The sequence below is a fragment of the Halarchaeum acidiphilum MH1-52-1 genome, assembly GCF_000474235.1.
In the GTDB taxonomy this organism is placed as follows: Archaea; Halobacteriota; Halobacteria; order Halobacteriales; family Halobacteriaceae; genus Halarchaeum; species Halarchaeum acidiphilum.
Genome location: NZ_BATA01000030.1, coordinates 1 through 20,159 on the forward strand (window position 1 = coordinate 1; position 20,159 = coordinate 20,159).

The 20,159-nt window shown below is 68.9% G+C and carries 15 protein-coding genes and 2 pseudogenes; 9 read left to right on the plus strand and 8 right to left on the minus strand.

The genetic code is table 11. The features are described 5' to 3' along the window. Positions 1-795, minus strand: a 795-nt coding sequence (locus AOZ13_RS06960) for a DUF7537 family lipoprotein (RefSeq protein WP_049933944.1), incomplete at its 3' end; no start/stop codon positions are given. Between the two features lie 90 nt (positions 796-885). Here AOZ13_RS06960 and AOZ13_RS06965 point away from each other — a divergent pair. Beyond that, positions 886-2,124: an HD domain-containing protein gene (locus AOZ13_RS06965; RefSeq protein WP_049933945.1), complete on the plus strand. Its 1,239-nt coding sequence runs from the start codon at positions 886-888 to the stop codon at positions 2,122-2,124. 115 nt (positions 2,125-2,239) lie between these two features. Next, positions 2,240-3,259 (plus strand): amidohydrolase family protein, encoded by a 1,020-nt coding sequence (locus AOZ13_RS06970; protein ID WP_021780177.1) that lies wholly within the window; start codon positions 2,240-2,242, stop codon positions 3,257-3,259. 127 nt (positions 3,260-3,386) lie between these two features. Here AOZ13_RS06970 and AOZ13_RS06975 read toward each other — a convergent pair whose 3' ends face one another. Together AOZ13_RS06975 and AOZ13_RS06980 are read right to left on the minus strand one after the other, a co-directional pair. Continuing rightward, positions 3,387-4,334, minus strand: coding sequence for a biotin--[acetyl-CoA-carboxylase] ligase (locus tag AOZ13_RS06975; RefSeq protein WP_021780178.1), 948 nt, complete (start codon positions 4,332-4,334; stop codon positions 3,387-3,389). 49 nt (positions 4,335-4,383) lie between these two features. Then, positions 4,384-6,195, minus strand: coding sequence for an acetyl-CoA carboxylase biotin carboxylase subunit (locus AOZ13_RS06980; protein ID WP_021780179.1), 1,812 nt, complete (start codon positions 6,193-6,195; stop codon positions 4,384-4,386). Between the two features lie 119 nt (positions 6,196-6,314). On the opposite strand from AOZ13_RS06980, the pseudogene AOZ13_RS06985 reads away from it, so the two are divergent. After that, positions 6,315-7,702 (plus strand): annotated as a pseudogene (locus tag AOZ13_RS06985) (NCS2 family permease). A 6-nt stretch (positions 7,703-7,708) separates the two neighbouring features. Here AOZ13_RS06985 and AOZ13_RS06990 read toward each other — a convergent pair. The 4 genes from AOZ13_RS06990 to AOZ13_RS07005 form a co-directional block, all read right to left on the minus strand. After that, entirely contained in the window at positions 7,709-7,966 is a 258-nt protein-coding gene (locus AOZ13_RS06990) for an acc operon protein (RefSeq protein ID WP_394324677.1), read from the minus strand. Positions 7,967-8,345: 379 nt separating this feature from the next. Continuing rightward, a complete protein-coding gene (locus AOZ13_RS06995) occupies positions 8,346-9,890 on the minus strand; it encodes an acyl-CoA carboxylase subunit beta (protein ID WP_021780183.1) in 1,545 nt (514 codons plus the stop codon). A 76-nt stretch (positions 9,891-9,966) separates the two neighbouring features. Beyond that, entirely contained in the window at positions 9,967-11,403 is a 1,437-nt protein-coding gene (locus tag AOZ13_RS07000; RefSeq protein WP_021780184.1) for a sodium-dependent transporter, read from the minus strand. A gap of 99 nt (positions 11,404-11,502) precedes the next feature. Next, positions 11,503-12,828 carry a sodium-dependent transporter gene (locus tag AOZ13_RS07005; protein ID WP_049933952.1) on the minus strand — a complete coding sequence of 442 codons (1,326 nt, stop codon included), beginning with the start codon at positions 12,826-12,828 and terminating at the stop codon, positions 11,503-11,505. Positions 12,829-13,334: 506 nt separating this feature from the next. Between AOZ13_RS07005 and sucC the strand changes: the two genes are divergently transcribed. After that, entirely contained in the window at positions 13,335-14,477 is a 1,143-nt protein-coding gene (sucC, locus tag AOZ13_RS07010; RefSeq protein ID WP_020221746.1) for an ADP-forming succinate--CoA ligase subunit beta, read from the plus strand. Continuing rightward, entirely contained in the window at positions 14,474-15,343 is an 870-nt protein-coding gene (gene sucD / locus AOZ13_RS07015; protein WP_020221745.1) for a succinate--CoA ligase subunit alpha, read from the plus strand. Before sucC ends, sucD begins: the two co-directional genes overlap by 4 nt. Before the next feature lie 58 nt (positions 15,344-15,401). Here sucD and AOZ13_RS07020 read toward each other — a convergent pair whose 3' ends face one another. Next, a complete protein-coding gene (locus AOZ13_RS07020; RefSeq protein ID WP_049933947.1) occupies positions 15,402-17,027 on the minus strand; it encodes a bacterio-opsin activator domain-containing protein in 1,626 nt (541 codons plus the stop codon). Positions 17,028-17,202: 175 nt separating this feature from the next. Here AOZ13_RS07020 and AOZ13_RS07025 point away from each other — a divergent pair, with 175 nt between their 5' ends. From AOZ13_RS07025 to AOZ13_RS07040, 4 genes and pseudogenes are all read left to right on the plus strand, one after another. Beyond that, on the plus strand, positions 17,203-17,514 hold the full coding sequence (locus AOZ13_RS07025; RefSeq protein ID WP_020221118.1) for a hypothetical protein: 312 nt from the start codon (positions 17,203-17,205) through the stop codon (positions 17,512-17,514). A 45-nt stretch (positions 17,515-17,559) separates the two neighbouring features. Next, positions 17,560-18,593, plus strand: a pseudogene (locus AOZ13_RS07030) (DNA-methyltransferase). 129 nt (positions 18,594-18,722) lie between these two features. Continuing rightward, positions 18,723-19,721 (plus strand): tyrosine-type recombinase/integrase, encoded by a 999-nt coding sequence (locus tag AOZ13_RS07035; RefSeq protein WP_020221121.1) that lies wholly within the window; start codon positions 18,723-18,725, stop codon positions 19,719-19,721. Positions 19,722-19,830: 109 nt separating this feature from the next. Beyond that, positions 19,831-20,073, plus strand: coding sequence for a hypothetical protein (locus AOZ13_RS07040; RefSeq protein ID WP_020221122.1), 243 nt, complete (start codon positions 19,831-19,833; stop codon positions 20,071-20,073). Positions 20,074-20,159: the final 86 nt, after the last annotated feature.

Sequence of the window (20,159 nt, forward strand, 5' to 3'; positions counted from 1 at the left end):
CGCGTTCGACGTGGTCGTCGTGGCCGTCTCGTTCGACGCCGACTGGTTCGCGAAGCGCTGGCGGGCCTCGTTCAGCCACGCCGGCGTCGGGTCGGTCGATCCGACGGCCGCGTACGAGATGGTGGCGTCGAGCGAGGTTCTCGACGTGTCGATGTGGTAGCGACGCTGCTGGACGAGACCGTCGGCGGTGATCCCGAGTTGGACGGTGATGTTCGCCGCGCTCGAGACGTTCCCGAGCGCCGAGGCGTTCGCGAGGTTGAGCGTCGAGGGGTGACCGACGTACGTGTAGAGCGTGGTCCCATCGGCCGTCGTCGTCCCGTTGTACGTGAAGTTCGCGCGCTCCGTGGCGTTCGCGACGCCCGGGGAGACCAGCGCGGTCGGATCGACGCGACGCAGCGAACCGTTGATGTAGCTCGTCCGGTTCCCGACTGCGAGGCGCGTATAGGCCGTGCCGTTCGGACCCTCGTAGACTTGCGAGTCCTGCGGTCCCTGAGCGACGCGGAGGAGATGCGCGCCCGAGTCGAGGTCGGACTTGATGGTGACCGATTGAGACGCCGTTCCGTTGGCGTAGTTCGCCGTGGTGTGGGTCTGGTACGTGAAGCTCCCCGCGTCCCGGAGGATGGACGCGTGTTGCCGGTCGATCTGCGTCCCGTTCAACGGTGTCTGGTAGGGCTTGTCGGCCGCGTTCGTCGTCGTGTTGCCGCTCCCGTTTCCGGGCCCGGAGATCGCGCTGCAGCCCGCGAGGGCGACGAGCGCGACGAGGCAGAGGGCGGCGATCGTCTCCGTGTGTCGCACGACCAGTGCTCGGGACGCGCTCGGGTATAAACTGTCGATCCGCGGGCTACCCCCGTCCGCTTTTGTAGGGTGGCGCGCGAACCTCGAGCCGTGACGACGATCAAGGACAGCGTCCACGACCACATCGAGGTCTCGGGCGTCGCGGACGCCCTCCTCGACACGCCGCCGGTCCAGCGCCTCCGGCGCGTCCAGCAGCTCGGCACCGCGAACCTCGTCTATCCCTCCGCGAACCACACCCGCTTCGAGCACAGCCTCGGCGTCTACCACCTCGCGTGCGAGGCGCTCGACAGCCTCGACGTGAGCGGCGTCCGCGCCACGCGCACTCGCGCCGCCGCGATCCTCCACGACATCGGCCACGGCCCGTTCAGCCACGCGATCGAGGGGCTGATCCACGAGCGCACCGGGAAGTACCACGACGACGTGGACGACCTGCTCGCGGCCGGCGAGGTGGCACGAGTCCTCGGGGATCACGGTCTCGATCCCGCGCGCGTCGCGGCGATGGTCCGCGGCGAGGGCGATCTCGCCGGGATCGTCGCGGGCGAACTCGACGTCGATCGGATGGACTACCTCGTCCGCGACGCCCACCACACCGGCGTCCCCTACGGCACCATCGATCACGGTCGCCTCGTCCGCGGGCTCACCCTCCACGACGGCGCGCTCGTCCTCGACGAGGGGAACGTCCAGACCGCCGAGTCGCTCCTGCTCGCGCGCGCCCTGATGAATCCCACCGTCTACAACCACCACGTCGCGCGCATCTCGACGGCGATGCTCAGACGCGCCGTCGAGCGCCTGCTCGCCACGACGGACAGCACGCCCGAGACGCTCCGGCGGATGGACGATCCCGCGCTCCGGACGGCCTTGCGCGACTGCGAGGCGAGCGCCGACATCGCCCGGCGCCTCGACCGTCGCGCCCTCTACAAGCGGGCCGTCTGGGCGGAGATGGCCGACGTGACGGACGACCCCTTCGGCGACGACCCGGTACTCGACGCCGACCGTGGCGAGATCCGAGCGTACGAGCGCGAAATCGCCGCGCGCACCGACGTCGATCGCGACGCCGTCCTCCTCGACGTCCGCTCGCGCCCGACGATGCGCGAGTCGGACTCGCGCGTCCTCGTCAACGGCGACGTGCGGCGTCTCGACGAGCAGTCAACGCTCGTGCGCGCCCTCCAGATGGCCCAGCGCGAGCAGTGGCGCCTCGGCGTCTACGCGCCCGCCGACGACGTCGAGACCGTCGGCCGCGCCGCCGTCGACGTCCTCGGTCTCGACATCGACGGCGCGCTCGTCAGCGAGACGACGCGGGGGCAGTACAGTCTGGACGAGTTCGAGTGACGGCCGACCGGCCGACGAGCAGGGTCGCGATCGCGTCGATGGGACGCACGTCGGGGGGACGCTCGGACGCTCCGATTTCGGGGAGAACTAAGCCCGTCGGGTCCACACATCCGCCATGGAGATAGCGGGCACGATCCTCGCGGGCCGCGACTTCGAGACCGTGGAGGGGCGCGTCGTCGTCGAGAGTGGCGAAATCGTCGCCGTGGAGGAGGCGAGCGTGGCGAGCGACGATATCGTACTCCCAGCGTTCGTGAACGCCCACACGCACCTCGGCGACTCGATCGCGAAGGACGCGGGGCGCGGCCTCTCGCTGGAAGAACTCGTCGCGCCCCCGGACGGCCTGAAACACCGATTGCTCCGCGAGGCCGACCAGCGCGAGCTCGTCGCCGGGATGCGTCGCTCGCTCCAGTACATGGCAGAATCGGGCACCGCGGCGACGCTCGAGTTCCGCGAGGGCGGCGTCGCGGGCGTCGAGGCCCTACGTGAGGCCGCGGCCGGCGTCGACGTCGACGCGATCGCGTTCGGACGCGATGACCCGGACGTCCTCGACGTCGCGGACGGGTACGGCGCGAGCGGCGCGAACGACGCGGACTTCACGGTCGAGCGCGGGCGCGCCCGCGACGCCGACAAGCCCTTCGCGATTCACGCGGGCGAGGTCGACGAGACGGACATCCACCCCGCGCTCGACCTCGACCCGGATCTGCTCGTCCACATGGTCCACGCCGACGACGAGCACCTCGAACGGGTCGCGGACGCCGACACGCCGATCGCCGTCTGCCCGCGTTCCAACCTCGTGACGGACGTCGGCCTTCCGGATGTCCCCGAACTCCTCGAACACGCGACGGTCGCGCTCGGCACGGACAACGTGATGTTGAACTCGCCGTCGATGTTCCGCGAGATGGCCTACGCGGCGAAACGCTACGACGTGACGGCGGTCGAGGTGTTGCGGATGGCGACGACCGCCGGCGCGGAGATCGCCGGACGAAACGACGGACTGATCGAGGAGGGGCGGGACGCGAACCTCCTCGTGCTCGACGGCGACTCGCACAACCTCGCGGGCTATCGCGACCCCGTCCGCGCCGCGGTCCGGCGTGCGAGCGCGAGCGACGTGCGGCGCGTGCTCCACGCGACCTGACGTCTATCGCGTGCTCCACGCGACCTGACGTCTATCGCGTGCTCCACGCGACCACAGCTCTCGATCCCGCCGTCGCGTCCGCGCGGTACCGGACTCGGACCGCTCAGACCGGCGGACGTCGCACCGCTCAGGCCGGCCGCAGGTGCTCGCAGTCGCCGGCGGTGACGACGCGTCGCTCGTCCCCGGTCTCGACGACGAGCGCGCCGACGTCGGTCACGTCCACGGCCTCGCCGACGATCGTCTCGGAGGGGAGCGTGACGCGCACGCGCCGCCCGAGCGTCGCGGCGTGCGCGCGCCACGCCTCGCGGGCGGCCGCCGGGTCGTCGCGCAGGTCGTCGAAGCGTTCGAGGAGGCGCTGAACGAGGCGGCGACGCGACACCGGCTCGCCGTCGCGTTCTGCGAGGAGGCTCGTCGCGTCCGCGGGCAGGTCGTCGACTGCGACGTTCGCGTTCAGACCGATCCCGACGACGACCCACGAGACGCGCCCGGCCTCGCCCTCCATCTCGGTGAGGATGCCCGCGAGCTTCCGCCCGCCGCGCTCGTAGTCCGCGTCCGGGACGAGGAGGTCGTTCGGCCACTTGATCCGCGCGTCGACGCCGGCCTCGCGGACGGCGCCGCAGGCCGCGGCGCTCGCCGCGACGGTGAGCAGGGTCGCGCGCGCCGGCGGAAGGGCGGGTCGACAGACGGCGCTCAGCCAGACGCCGCCGGACGGCGACGACCACGCGCGATCGAGGCGCCCGCGTCCGCCCGTCTGCTCGTCCGCGAGGACGACGACGTCGCTCGCGCCCTCAGTCGCGAGGTCGCGCGCGCGAGCGTTCGTGCTCGCGACGCTGTCGTGGTACTCGATCTCGAACGGCGCTTCACAGCCGTACTCGACGGCGAGACCGCCGTACTCGGGGATCGAATCGAGGACGTAGCCGGCGCGCTCGCTCCCGATCTCGAAGCCGGCGTCGCGCAGCGCCTCGACGTGCTTCCAGACCGCGGCCCGGGAGACGCCGAGGCGCTCGGCGAGATCGGGGCCGGAGACCGGGCCGTCCGCGAGCGCGTCGAGGACCGCGCGGCGCGTCTCGTTCATGCGTCGCGATAGGTGATACGCCCAAAAGAGTCGTCCGGCGTGCGCACCGTCATTCGATGACGACGAGCGTCTCGTCCATGTCGACGCTATCGCCCTCCGCGACGGCGACGTCCGAGACGGTGCCGCCGTGGGAGGCGACGACGTCGTTCTCCATCTTCATCGCCTCAAGCACGACGAGGACGTCGCCCGGTTCGACGACGTCGCCCGCCTCGACCTCGACGGAGAGGATCGTCCCCTGCATCTCGGCCGCGACGGTCTCGCCGCCGCCCTCGACGACCGTCTCCGATTCCTCGTCGCCCGCGTAGTCGGGCCGGGCGGTATCGCCGGCACCGCCTGTGTCGCCGACCGCGTCGAGGTCGACGTCGCCGAGATCGGGCGCGTCGTGCGCTTCGAGGGTGACTTCGAATCGCTCGCCGTTCACCTCGACGGTGAACTCGCGCTCGGTCGACTCGTCGCCCGCGTCGCCCGCGGCGCTCGCCTCGCTCCCCCAGCGCTTCTGGGCGTCGAGGAGGCGCGTCTCGTCGAAGCGCTCGTCGAGGTACGTCGTCGTGTGCGCGCCGGCGAGGAACGTCTCGTCCTCGAGCATCAGGCGGTGGAAGGGGAGGATCGTGACGACGCCCTCGACGTCGTACTCGGCGAGCGCGCGCGTCGCCCGCGCGAGACACTCCTCGCGGTCGGCGCCGGAGACGATCAGCTTCGCGATCATCGAGTCGTAGTCCGTCACGAGGTCGTCGCCCTGCCGGAGCGCGTCGTCGACGCGAACGCCGATCCCGCCCGGCGGGTCGTACGTTTCGAGCGTGCCGCCGGTCGCGGGCGCGAAGTCGTCCGCGGCGTTCTCGGCGTTGATCCGGAACTCCATCGCGTGCCCCTCGACGGCGAGGTCGTCTTGGGCGAAGTCGAGTTCCTCGCCGGCGGCGACCCGCAGCTGCCACTTCACGATGTCGACGCCCGTGATCTCCTCCGTCACCGTGTGCTCGACCTGAATCCGGGTGTTCACTTCGAGGAAGTAGAACTCGCCCCCGGAGACGAGGAACTCGACGGTGCCCGCGTTCACGTAGTCGGCGGCCGCGACGCCGCGGCGCGCGGCCTCGCGGATCTCATCACGCAGATCGTCGTCGAGCGTGGGACTCGGTCCCTCCTCGATGACCTTCTGGTGGCGTCGCTGGAGGGAGCAATCGCGCTCGCCGAGGTGTCGGACGTTCCCGCGCGCGTCCGCGAGCACCTGCACCTCGATGTGCTTCGGGTCCGCGAGGTAGCGTTCGAGGTAGACGGAGTCGTTCCCGAAGTAGGCCTCCCCCTCCCGTTTCGCGGCGTCGAGTTGCGCCTCGATCTCGCGCTCGTCCTCGACGACCTTCATCCCGCGCCCACCGCCGCCCCCCTCGGCCTTGATCGCGACGGGGTAGCCGTGCTCGTCGCCGAACGCGCGGACCTCCGCGGGGTCGGTGACGGGATCGGTCGTTCCGGGGACGATCGGCACGTCCGCGGCGTCCATCACCTCGCGCGCGCCCGTCTTCTCGCCGAGTCGGCGCATCGCGTCGGCGCCGGGACCGATCCACGTCACGCCCGCCGCGTCCTCGACGCGCTCGGCGAAATCGGCGTTCTCCGCGAGGAAGCCGTATCCCGGGTGGATAGCGTCCGCGCCGGACTCCTTCGCGGCCGCGACGATGGTCTCCCCGTCGAGATACGACTCGGCGGCGCGGGCCGGACCCACGCGGTAGGCCTCGTCCGCGTACCGGACGTGCCCCGAGTGCTTGTCGGCCTCGGAGTAGACCGCGACCGTCTCGACGCCGAGGTCCTCGCATGCCCGCATCACGCGAACGGCGATCTCACCCCGGTTCGCGACGAGCACCTTCTCGAACATACTCACGCCTTCCGCCAGCGGCCACCTTAGCGTGTCGATTCGTGCTATCGACGATCGTCGGTGACGCGTCCGTCGAGACGACATCCCTATACCCGCGTGGCCGCTCCCGGCGGAGGGGCATGACTCTCAGCGACCGACTCGCCGACGTCTTCGACTTCGAGGCGCACGACACCGACCTCCGGACCGAGATCGTCGCCGGTCTCACGACGTTCCTCACGATGTCGTACATCGTCGTCGTCAATCCCGCCATCCTCGTCTCCGCCATCGACACGGGCGCGGGCGACGCCGCGACCCTCCAGATGATCGCCGTCGTCACCGCGCTCTCCGCGGGCGTCGCGACGCTCGTGATGGCGTTCTACGCGAACCGGCCGTTCGGTCTCGCACCCGGCATGGGACTCAACGCCTTCTTCGCGTTCACCGTCGTGGGCGCGATGGGCGTCCCGTGGCAGACCGCGCTCGCCGCCATCGTCGTCGAGGGCGTCCTCTTCATCGCGCTCACGCTCGTCGGCGCCCGCGAGTACGTCATCAAGCTCTTCCCCGAACCCGTCAAGTTCGCCGTCGGCGCGGCGCTCGGACTCTTCCTCGCCATCATCGGTCTCGAGAAGACGTTCGTCGTCGTCGCCGACCCCTCGACGCTCCTCACGCTCGGTGCCGTCGCGTCCGATCCCGTGGCGATCCTCAGCGTGCTCGGACTCTTCCTCACGTTCGGTCTCTACGTCCGCGGCGTCACCGGCAGCATCGTCGTCGGCGTCCTCGTCACGAGCGTCCTCGGCTACGCCGCCGCCGCGCTCGGCGTCGCCAGCCCGCACGCGTCCGTTCCGCTCGCCCCCAGCCTCCCCGCGCCGACGTGGGACGTCTCGCCGCTCGTCGGCGCGTTCGTCACCGGCCTGCGGGATCTCGACGCGCTCGCGTTCACGCTCGTCGTCCTCACGTTCTTCTTCGTGGACTTCCTCGAAACCGCGGGCACGCTCGTCGCGTCGGTCAAGTCGGCGGCCTGCTGGACGAGGACGGGGACCTCCCCGACATGGACGAGCCGCTGATGGCGGACGCCGTCGGCACCACCGTCGGGGGAATGCTCGGCACCTCCACCGTCACCACCTACGTCGAGTCCGCGACCGGCATCGAGGAGGGCGGACGCACCGGGATGACCGCGCTCGTCGTCGCGCTCGGGTTCTTCGCCGCGGTCGCGTTCGTCCCGGTCGCCGCCGCCATCCCGCAGTACGCGAGCCACATCGCCCTCGTCGTCGTCGCCGTCCTCATGCTCGGCAACGTCAGCGAGGTCGACTGGCGCGACCCCACGCACGCCGTGCCCGCCGGCCTCACGATCATCGTCATGCCGTTCACCTACTCCATCGCGTACGGCATCGCCGCCGGCGTCATCGCCTACCCCGTCATGAAGGCGTTCGCCGGCGAGCGCGACGACGTCCATCTCGGCCAGTGGGCGCTCGCCCTCCTCTTCGCGGGCTACTTCGTCCTGCGGACCGGCGGCATCCTCGGGAGCGTGTAGGTCACCTCAGAATCGCTCGGCTCGGCCGGCCGCGCTCCACGCGTCCGTCGGCGCGCCGTCCGGGACGCGTCGCCCGCCGTGGCCGCCCGTCGCCTCCAGACGCCCGGCGAAGCGCCACTTCGCGCCGTCCCACGTCTCCCCCTCGTCGCTCGCGGCGGCCGCGGCGGCGAGCGCGGCGCGCTCCTCGTCGAGGTAGGCGCTCACGGCCGCGACGATCGCGGCCGCCTCGGCGTCGCTCGCGTGCGCGGGGACGTCGACGCTCACGTCCACGTTCATCTTGCTGTAGCGAGGAAATCCCTCCCCTTGGGGCGGGGAGGAATCGCGTTCATCGCACTATACAGCACCTCTCCGGTGGAATGAAGTCGGTTCATGCCAAAGTAGGATTTGCACGGCTGTGTCGTGCACGGCACAAATCCAGCGCGAAGCGGGCCACCGCTTCGACTTCGGTTGTGAGAGTCGCACCGAGAAACCGTGCGCCGATGACACGGCCGAAGATGGGAGCCCCGGTGACAGGGCCTTGGAACGCCACGGTTCCGATGGATACGAACTATCCGCTTGAGGGCCGTGGAGGATAGTTCCGAAACCTCCGCGACGGGCGTTCCTGCTGCGCAGGAAGCCCCGTCCTTTAGGGCGGGCGAGGGTGTCACAGCGGGATGTTCCCGTGTTTCTTCGAGGGACCGTCCTCGCGCTTCGTCGAGAGCATTTCGAGGTCGTCGATGAGTCGTTTCCGGGTGTCCGCCGGCTCGATCACGTCGTCGAGGAATCCCCGATCGGCGGCCGTGTAGGGGTTCGCGAACTCTTCTCTGTACTCCTCGACGAGCGCGTCGCGGAGTTCCGCCTCGTCGTCGGCCTCCGCCAGCTCGTTCCGGTAGAGGACGTTGACGGCGCCGCGCGGGCCCATGACGGCGATCTCGGCCGTGGGCCACGCGTAGTTGACGTCCGCGCCGAGGTGCTTCGAGGCCATCACGTCGTACGCGCCGCCGTAGGCCTTGCGCGTGATGACGGTCAGGAGGGGGACGCTCGCTTCCGAGTACGCGTAGAGGAGCTTGGCGCCGTGGCGGATGATGCCGTCGTGTTCTTGGTCGGTGCCGGGGAGGAATCCCGGCACGTCCACGAAGGAGACGATGGGGACGTTAAAGGAGTCGCAGAAGCGCACGAAGCGACTCGCCTTCTCGGAGGCGTCGATGTCGAGCGTGCCCGCGTTCACGCGCGGTTGGTTCGCGACGACGCCCACCGAGCGGCCGTCGAGGCGCGCGAAGCCGACGACGAGGTTCTTCGCGAACTCCGCCTGCACCTCGAAGAAGGAGCCTTCGTCCGTCACCGCCTCGACGACGTCCGTCGCGTCGTACGGCTTTCGCGGCTCGTCCGGGACGATGGTCTCCACCTCCTCGGGCCGACGCTCGGGATCGTCCCACGGCTCGACGCGCGGGGGGTCCTCGACGTTATTCTGCGGGAGATAGCTGAGGAGGCGCTTGATGTCATCGAGGGCCTGCTCCTCCGACTCCTCGGCGAAGTGCGCGACGCCGGAGGTCGAGGTGTGCGCGGTCGCGCCCCCTAACTCGTCGAAGCCGACCTCCTCGCCGGTGACGGTCTCGATGACGTCGGGTCCGGTGATGAACATGTGGCTCGTCTCCTTCACCATGAAGACGAAGTCGGTGAGCGCGGGCGAGTAGACCGCGCCGCCGGCGCACGGTCCCATGATCGCCGAGATCTGCGGGATCACGCCGCTCGCCTGTTGGTTCTTGTGGAAGATCTCGCCGACGCCGCCGAGGGACTCGACGCCCTCCTGAATCCGGGCGCCCGCGGAGTCGTTGAGACCGATGACGGGCGCGCCGACCTCCATCGCCTTGTCCATGACCTTGCAGACCTTCTCGCAGAAGACCTCGCCGAGCGACCCGCCGAAGGCCGTGAAGTCGTGGGCGAAGACGAACGTCTTTCTCCCGTCGACCTCGCCGTAGCCCGTGACGACGCCGTCACCGGGGAGTCTGTTCTCCTCCATCCCGAAGTTGTGCGAGCGGTGCGTGCGCAGCGCGTCGAACTCGCGGAACGTCCCGTCGTCGAGGAAGTAGTCGATGCGCTCGCGCGCCGTCATCTTGCCCTTCTCGTGTTGGGACTCGATGCGGGCCTCGCCGCCCCCCTTCTCGGCGCGGCGTTTGCGCTCGCGCAACTCCTCGATGCGCTCGTCCATCGTCATCTGTTGAATCCCGTTTCACCGGTCGTCGTCAAAAGGACACCGACACCGAACGACGGGGATACCGCGCGGTTCAGACGAGCGAGCCGGGCCGGCGGAGACCGGCGACGGCGAGCGCGGTGACGACGATCGCGGCGACGAGCGCGACGGCCGACCCGCCGAGACCGACGCCGAGGACGTGCGTCCCGAGCGGGACGCCGAGCGCCGACGCGACGCTCGTGAAGAGCGTGAACAGGAGGAAGACCGGGATGAGGACGCCGACGAAGAGGAGCCACGGGCCGTCGACGGCGCGCGCGACGTCGCCCGCGCCCGCCCGGTACTCGTCGAGGGCGCGCGATCCGAGCACCCAGCCGACGAAGAGGAGGAAGCCGCAGAGTCCGGCGGTCATGAGGAGGTTGACGAGCGTGTTGGCGAGCAGGCCGAAGACGGACGAGGAGAGCGCGCAGGCCGCGGCGCCGATCGCGACGAGACAGGCGACGCCCGCGGTCGCCTTCGCCCGCGAGACGCCGTGCTCGTCGACGAGGTAGGCGACGGGGATCTCCAGCATGCTGATCGAGGAGGAGAGCGCGGCGAGCAGGACGACCGCGAAGAAGACGACGCCGAGGAGGCGGCCGACCGTCCCGAGCGACGCGAACGCGCTCGCGACGGAGACGAAGACGGCGCCCGCGCCGCCGCTCCCGACGTCGAGACCGAAGCTGAAGAGCAGCGGGAAGACGAGCAGGCCCGCGAGGACGCCGATGGCCGTGTTGAGAACGGCGATGGTCGCGGCGTCGGCGGCCAGCGAGCGCTCGTCGCCGAGGTAGGAGGCGTACGTGATCATGGTTCCCGTGCCGAGCGAGAGGGTGAAGAGCGCCTGCCCGACGGCGGCGGGGAGGATGTCGAAGAAGTGCGCCCGGAGGTAGGCGACGTCCGGGGTGAGGTAGAAGTCGAGACCCGCGCCCGCGCCGTCGCGGGTGAACGTCCACGCGGCGAGCGCGGCGAGGAGGACGACGATGGCGGGCATCATCACCTTCGTCGCGCGCTCGATGCCCTTCTCGACGCCCGCGTAGACGATGGCGGCGGTCGCGGCGAGGAAGACGAACGCGAACGCGAGCGCCGCGGGACCGTAGTTGATCGCGGAGAAGTACGCGCCGGCGTGGCCGAAGTAGCTCCCGGTGACCGACGCGGCGGTGTAGCGGACGAACCAGCCGCCGACGACGCTGTAGAACGACACCAAGAGGAGGGTGGTGACGACGGCGAACATCCCGAACGCCGCCCACCAACGCGAGCCGTCGGAGAGCGATCGGAGCGCGCCGACGGGGTTGCGCTTCGAGCGGCGGCCGATGACGAACGCCCCGAGGAGACCGGGGACGCCGACGAGCAGTACGATCGCGAGATAGAGGAGGAGGAAGGCGCTACCGCCGTTCTGCGCGGTCATCCACGGGAATCGCCAGACGTTCCCGAGTCCGACCGCCGAACCGACCGCGGCGAGGATGAACCCCGCGCGTGTCTTCCACGTCTCTCGTGTCATGGGACGCCGTAGCGTGCAGGTGCTCAAGAGGGTTTCGTAACCGAGAGGGGCGGGAACCGGCAGCACCGGCCGCAAACGACGCGGTCGGCGTGCTCCCCGCTAGAAGTACGCGCCGTTCACGAGGCCCGCGTAGAAGTTTGTCACGCCGAGCCAGAGCGTGTACGCGACGACGATGGGGACGACGACGCGCACCCACCAGAGCCACGCGGTCATCGCGCCCCGTCCGAGCGAGGTGCCGCGTCCGAGTTCGTCGACGGCCTCCCCCCCGTAGATCCACCCGGCGAAGAGCGCGATGAACAGCACCGCGATCGGGAGGAGGATGTTGAACACGAAGTCGTTGAACAGCCCGACGTAGCCGTACGCCGGCACGATACCGAGGAGGAACGCGACGACGCCGACGCCGACCGCGACCTTCCAGCGCTCGGTATCGTAGCTGTCCACGACGTAGGACGCCGGCGCCTCCAGCAGGCTGATCGAGGAGGAGAGCGCGGCGAACAGCAGGACGACGAAGAAGACGAACCCGATGATCCGGCCGGCCGGGAGCTGGCCGAACGCGCCCGCGAGGGCGACGAACGCCGTGCCCGCGCCCGTCGAGCCGGTGAGCGCGTCCGTCGCGGCGAGGATCGGGAAGACGGCGAAGCCGGCGAGGAGCGCGACGATCGTGTTCAGCACGACGATGATCGCGCTGTCCCCCGGGAGGCTATCGTCGCGGCCGAGATAGGAGGCGTACGCGACCATCACGCCGAAGCCGAGCGAGAGCGTGAAGAACGCCTGCCCCATCGCCGACGGGACGATGGACGTGAAGTTGGTCGCGATGACGCCGAAATCCGGCGAGAGGTAGTACGCGTAGCCGGCCGACGCGCCGGAGAGGGTGGACCCCCAGACGGCGAGACCGGCGAGCAGGACGAGGATGGCCGGGATCATGAACTTGGTCGCGCGCTCGATGCCGTCCGCGACGCCGCCCGCGACGATCGCGATCGTGATCGCCATGAAGACGGCGTGCGCGGCGACGGCGACCGTCCCCGAGGAGACGGACCCGAAGAAGGTGCTGGCGTCACCGAGGTAGCCGCCGGTGACGCTGCCGACGATGTAGTTGAGGACCCAGCCGCCGACGACGCTGTAGAAGGAGAGCGTGATGAACGACGCGAAGACCCCGATGACGCCCGCGAACGTCCAGTTCCCGTATCCGAGTTCCGAGAACGCGGAGACGGCGTTCTGTTTCGACCGGCGCCCGATGACGAACTCGATGAGCATCGTCGGGAACCCGATGAGGAAGACCGCGAGCAGGTAGACGACGAGGAATGCCGCCCCGCCGTTCGACGCCGTTTGGAACGGGAACGACCAGATGTTCCCCAACCCCACTGCGCTACCGACCGCGGCGAAGATGAACCCGACGCGTGATGTCCACGTCTCTCGTTGTGCCATGTCCACTCACGAGGTGTCGTGTCCACCATAATAAGCGTACGTTTCACGGCGGCTCAGGCGGCCGTCCGCGAGCAGGGCGGTGAGCGGACGAGGACGCGCCCGGTGTTGCGTTGAACATGCTCCCGTGACCGGACTCGGGCGTCGGTACGCCCTCGACCCGCAGTGCCTCGGGACCACCGAATAAGTGTGGTCCCCGCGTCGCGGGGCGTATGCGCGAGTGTCCCGACTGCGCGGTCCCGATGGACGAAACGGCGTACGACACGACGGGGACGAGCGACCGGATCCGCCTGCGGCGACGGCCTGCGGGGCGCACTGGGCGTCGGCCGCCGCGCCGTCGCCGCGTACGTCTGTCCGGAGTGTACGCTCGTCGGGTTCTACGCTGAGTGGGTGATGATAACGAACAACGCGAAACGGATCGATGGGGACACGTAGCGAGTGCGGAACGTTCCCGTACAGTTCCGATACTACTAACTCACCGACTCGGGAACCTACGAGACGAGTTACACATGAGGCTGCATGAATATCAGGCGAAGGACGTCTTCGCCGACGCGGGTATTCCGACGCCCCCGTCCGCGCTCGCGACCACCGTCGAGGAGGTCGTCGAGCAGGCCGAGGAGATCGGATATCCGGTCGCGGTGAAGGCACAGGTCCACGTCGGCGGACGCGGGAAGGCCGGCGGCATCTTGCTCGCGGAGGACGAGACCGAGGCCCGCGAGGCCGCCGAGGACATCCTCGGGATGGACCTCAAGGGCTACACGGTCGAGAAGGTGCTCGTCGAGGGCGCCGTCGACTTCAAGAACGAACTCTACGTGGGCGTGACGATGGATCGCGGCGCGGGCCAGCCCGTCGCGATGGTCTCCACGCAGGGCGGTGTCGACATCGAGGAGGTGGCCGCGGAGGACCCCGAGGCCATCGCCCGCGAGCACATCGATCCGGCGTTCGGCATGCATCCCTATCAGGCCCGTAAGGCCGTCTACGACGCCGGCGTCCCGAAGGAGGTCGCGCGCGACGTCGCGAGCGTCCTCACGACCCTCTACGACCTCTGGGAGGACACCGACGCCAGCGACGCCGAGATCAACCCGCTGATGATCACCGAGGACGACGAGGTCATCGCGGCCGACGCCGTTCTCAACGTGGACGACGACGCGCTCTTCCGTCACGCCGATCTCGCGGAGATGGAGGACGAGGCCGCGGAGGACGACCTCGAAGCCAAGGCCAACGAGTACGGCTTCGACTACGTTCGTCTCGACGGCAACGTCGGCATCATCGGCAACGGCGCGGGTCTCGTCATGACGACGCTCGACCTCGTCGACTACTACGGCGGCGAGCCCGCGAACTTCCTCGACATCGGCGGCGGCGCGAAGGCCGAGCGCGTCACGAACGCCCTCGACATGGTGTTCAGCGACGAGAACGTCGACGCCGTCGTCTTCAACATCTTCGGCGGCATCACGCGCGGTGACGAGGTCGCGAAGGGCATCAACGAGGCCCTCGGGCAGTTCGACCAGATCCCGAAGCCCGTCGTCGTGCGGCTCGCCGGGACGAACGCCGAGGAGGGTCGCGAGATCCTGAACGACGAGCTCGTCACGGTCGAAGAAACCCTCGAAGGTGCCGTCCAGCGCACCGTCGAATACGCGGAGGACGAACAATGAGCATTCTAGTCGACGAAGACACCCGCGTCGTCGTGCAGGGCATCACGGGCGGCGAGGGCAAATTCCACACGAAGCAGATGATCGAGTACGGGACGAACGTCGTCGCCGGCACCTCGCCCGGCAAGGGCGGGCAGGAAGTCGCCGGCGTCCCGGTCTACGACACCGTCGAGGAGGCCGTCGAGGCGGAGGACGCCGACGCCTCCGTCGTCTTCGTCCCGCCCGCGTTCGCCGGGGACGCCATCTTCGAGGCGCTCGACACCGACCTCGACCTCGTCGTCGCCATCACGGAGGGCATCCCGACGCAGGACATGGCGAAGGTCAACAAGCGCCTCACGGAGACCGACACGCGCCTGCAGGGACCGAACTGTCCGGGCATCATCACGCCCGGCGAGTCGAAGCTCGGCATCCTCCCGGGGAACATCTTCTCCGAGGGGAACGTCGGTCTCGTCTCGCGCTCCGGCACCCTGACCTACCAAGTCGTCGACTCCCTCACGCAGCGTGGCATCGGCCAGACCACCGCCATCGGCATCGGCGGCGACCCGATCATCGGCACGTCGTTCATCGACGCGCTCGAAGCGTTCGAGAACGATCCCGAGACGGACGCCGTCGTCATGTGCGGTGAGATCGGCGGCGAGGACGAGGAGGAGGCCGCCGCGTACATCGCGGAACACATGGACACGCCCGTCGCGGGCTTCATCGCGGGCCGCACCGCGCCGCCGGGCAAGCGCATGGGCCACGCCGGCGCCATCGTCTCCGGTAGCGGGACGGGCACGGCGGAGTCCAAGATCGACGCCCTCAACGACGCGGGCGTCCCCGTCGGCGACACCCCCGAGGAGGTCGCCGACAACGTCGAAGACCTGCTCTAAGCGGGCTTCGATCCGTCTCTCGCGTTTTCGTTTTTTACGCCGGCGAGCGACGGCGCTCTCACTCGAAGAACGCACCGAAGAGCGTGCGCTCGCCGGCGCGGAAGTGCTGATAGAAGGTGGGCGGGGAGACATCCATCGTCTCCGCGATCGCCTCGCCGCTGGACTCACGGGGCCACTCGAGGTAGCCCGCGTGGTACGCCGTCCGGAGCGCGGTGTGTTGGCGATCGGTGAGTCGATCGCGGACGTCGTCGCGGACGGAGGCGGTCGCCTCCGGTTGGCGCTCGATCTCGCGCTTCGAGACGAGGTCGGCGTCCGGGTAGCGCCGGCGGACGTGATCGACGAGACCGCGCACGTCCGCGTCCGGAGCGGTCTGGACGACGAAGCGCGCTTCACCGCCCGCGACGGTCGCGGTATCGACGCGGGCGCCCGCGGCCGCGAGCGTCGACACGATGTCGTCGCCCTCGAAGGAGAGTTCGAGCAGCCCGCCGTCCCCCGTCCCCCGGACGACTCGCGCGTGCGAGGGCGCGTCGGCGAGGGCGTCGAGGACGCGCGCGGGCGCGCAGTCAGCAACACCGACGTAGAGCATGGAGCGCCCGTCGCCGCTCGGAACGAAGCCTTCGAGGGACAGCGTACACCCGAGATCCCCCGTCGCTTCGACGAGCCGAGCGCCGGACGTGACGCGCAGTTCGAGTTCGAGGAGCGTGTCGGCGTAGAGGAGGGTCCGCTGCTCGCTCGAACGGATGGCCTTCGCGACGATCCGTCCGACGTCGTCGAGGGCATCCGCCACGCCGTCGAACGCGTCCGTTTCGGTCGCGTAGAGGCAGAGGACGCCGTACACCGTCCCGTCGAGGGCGACGGGGACGGCCGCGGTCGAGCGGAAGCCGTGATCGAGAGCCGCCTCGCGCCACGGACCGAAGCGCGGCGCGTCCCGGACGTCCGTGACCGTCGTCACGTCGGTCGTGTCGAGCGCGCGGCCCGCCGGCCCGCGACCGGCCGCGGAGTCGTCGGTCCTCACCTCGACGACGTCCAGATACCCCTCTGGCGAGCCGGGTCCGGAGCCGGCCCACGCGACGGGTTCGACCGCGGACGACGCGAGGCGCGGGCGGCCGAACCACGCGAAGGCGTGCGGGTCGGGATCGGTGGTGCGTTCGCAGACGACGCGTTCGATGGCGCGGCGATCGTCGGCGTCGACGGTGGCGCGCGTGACGTCACGGACGAGCGCGTCGACGCGTTCGACACGTTCGCGCTCCGCGCGGAGCCGCCGGAGTTCGCGATCCGCGACCGCTGGCGGCTCCGAGACCCGACAGGTCGCGGCGAGATACTGCGTTTCATCGACCTCGAAGGCGTGGACGTCGAAGAGAACGGACGTCGGGCCGTGTTCGGTGCGAACGGGGAGGGACGCGTCGCCCCACGCGACGTCCGCGTCCGGAGCGTCGGACCGCTCGCGCAGGCGCTCGTACCCCTCGCCCGGTTCGGCGTCGGTGAGAACGGTCGCGAAGGGGTCGCCGCGGAGCGCCGCCGGGTCTCGGTCGACGACCGCGCCGATATCGTCGCTGGCGTCGACGACGGTCCCGTCGGGCGCGATCACGACGACCGGATCGGACGCGTCGTGCACGAACGACTGATAGAGGGACGCGTCCGCGAGGGGATCCGGCGCGCGGTCGGTCGGCGGGGGTGTCGTCATGGATCGTGTCTCTCAGTCGGTCTCGTCGAGCCCGCGCCGACCGGACGGGCGAGGACGCCTCGCGGGAAACGGAATCGCGCCGCGCTACGGCCCACCCGGAGGGGTGTTCTGGGCCACTATGACTAGAGCCATCCGACCCAGAGGGTTAAAGGTGTCCGCACGCTCACGCACCAGTATGCCGGCTGACACCGCGGAGCGTCGCCTCCCCGGGTTCTTCCACCGGTTCGCTCACCCCGCGCTCGCCGTCGTCAGCGCCCTCGGCTGTCTGCTCTGGCTCGCCGGGTTCGCCGTCGCCGGAACCGGGGTCGTCCTCCGAGCGAGCGACCCGACCACCGCGTACGCGATGTTCTACTACGGCGCGCTCACCGCGCTCGGCGGACTCGTCGTCATCGTCGTCGTCGTCGCCTACCTGCTCGTCCTCTGGCTCCTCCGCGACGTCGTCGGCGTCCTCGACTGGGAGAAGCCCGAACCCGGCGCGCGTCGGTGACGACGCAACCGAACCGTTAATTTCCCGGAACTGCCACGCGATACCATGGAGACCACCCACCGCGTCGTCGCCGCCGACGCGCGGGACCTCGCCGCCCTCGACGACGACGCCGTCGACCTCGTCGTCACGTCCCCGCCCTACCCGATGGTCGAGATGTGGGACGACCTCTTTCGTGAGAGCGACCCCGCGGTCGGCGACGCCCTCGACGCAGGTGACGGACAGCGCGCATACGAAGCCATGCACGGCGTCCTCGACGACGTCTGGGACGAGGTCGCTCGCGTCCTCGCCCCCGGCGGCATCGCCTGCCTCAACGTCGGCGACGCCACCCGCACGATCGCGGACTATCGCGTCTACCGCAACCACGCACGCGTCGCCGACGCGTTCGTCGACCGCGGTTTCACGCCGCTCCCGAGCGTCCTCTGGCGCAAGCCACGAACACCGCCGCGAAGTTCATGGGCAGCGGCACCCTCCCGCCGAACGCCTACGTCACCCTCGAACACGAACACCTCCTCGTCCTCCGCAACGGCGACGAACCCCGCGACTTCCCGCCGCACGATCCCGACCGCTACGCCGCCGCGTACTTCTGGGAGGAACGCAACCGGTGGTTCAGCGACGTCTGGAGCGACGTCCGCGGGCGACGCCAGTCCCTCCCCGCCGCCCACGGCGATCGCGAGCGCTCCGCCGCCTACCCCATCGAGATCCCGTATCGCCTCATCAACATGTTCAGCGTGCGTGGCGACACCGTCCTCGATCCATTCTGGGGGACGGGAACGACCACGCTCGCCGCGATGGCCGCCGCGCGCGCCTCCGTCGGCTACGAACTCGACGCCGGCCTCGTCGACGGCTTCGACGACCGCCTCCACGGCATCGAAGAGTTCACCGCCGACGTCGCCCGCGACCGCCTCGAACGCCACCGCGAGTTCGTCCGCGACACCGAGGCGTCCTTCGACTACGACGCCACCCACTACGACACCCCCGTGAAGACCAAACGCGAACGCGACATCCGCCTCTATCGCGTGCGCGACATCGAACGCGAAGCGAAGCGATACCGGACGTCGCATGAACCGATCGAGGGGTGAACGGGAGCGACGAGCACGAGGAGTCTCGGAAAACGATGGGTCGGGGCGGGGATTGTCTGAGGCGCACAAGGTTCGAACGCGTCTGTTCTCGGGCCTTTTAGACCGTCTCTGATGGTTCTGTGACATCCCATGACAGACAAGAGAGACGAACTCGAGCCCATCGAGCCCCGCGAAGCGTTCGAGCTGTTCCTCGACCACAAGGAGACGTCCTGCGCGGACGCGACCGTCCGGAACTACCGCTACCGGATGCAGTACTTCGTCCAGTGGTGCGAGGAGGAAGGCATCGACAACATGAACGAGCTGACCGGCCGCGACATCCAGCGCTGGCGGATGTGGCGCCATGACTCCAAGAACCTGGAGAAGACGACACTGCGAAACCACATGTGCTCACTGCGCGTGTTCCTGAAGTGGTGCGGATCCATCGAAGCCGTCCCCGAGAACCTCTACGACAAGATCATGCTCCCGAACGTCGGCCACGGCGAGCGCCACCGTGAGGAAATGATGGACGCGGACGAAGCACAGGAACTGCTGGACTACCTCTCGAAGTACCACCTCGCCTCCATCGAGCACGTCGCCATCGCCCTTCTCTGGGAGACGGGAATGCGGATCGGAGCGGCAGAGTCCATCGACATCGATGACATCGACTTCGAGGAGGAAGTGATCTGGCTGAAACACCGGCCCGACGAGGACACACCGCTCAAGAACGGAAAAGGCGGCGAACGTCCTGTGGCAATCACGTCGGAGCTGGCCGATCTGCTCGCGGAATACGTCGAGAACCGGCGGAATGAGATCACCGATGAGTACGGACGAGAACCCCTCCTGACAACGAGCGAGGGACGGATGCATCGGAACACCCTTCGGATGCTCGTCTACGACGTGACTGCTCCCCATTTCCGAGGTGAGGAGTGTCCGAACTGTGAGGAAGGCAAGGAACGGAAGTGCGAGGAATCGCTGAACCCGCACGCTATCAGACGGGGGAGCATCACGCACTTTCTGAGTCAGGACGTGCCCGTGGAGATTGTCGGCGACAGGATGAACGTCAGCCGTGATGTGCTCGACGAACACTACGATCAGCGGTCCGCGGAGGTGAAGCTGGAACAGCGGAGGGGGTATCTCGACAACGTCTGACTCGCCTCCTGTAGCGGTTTCCGCTCTTCGGTGGGGACCGATACAGTGAGCGGATCCATGCTACTTTGCCTTACAGAATTGTTTTGTCGTCTAAACCGCTATTTTCAGTATGAGCGGAGACCGTATCACACAATTCATTGTAGGAGCGATTGGGACGATCATCATGGTACTGGTCGTTATCGTCATCTTCGACGCACTCCTTTCGTCGCCCGCCGCCCTTGAGCCGGGCGACGAGTTTTATCCACAGCAACGTGCTCTCACTCATACGGTCGCAACCATCCTCCCTTGGCTCGCCCCTGGAGCGATAGGGGCCGCCGCCGTGCTCCTCGCCATATTCCGAGACGGCTTCTAACCGCTCGCCCTCTATTGTCGAGACGTTCCGACAACTGAGTATACTAGCCTACTCATGTATCAGGGAATTCTGTTTATTTATCCAAA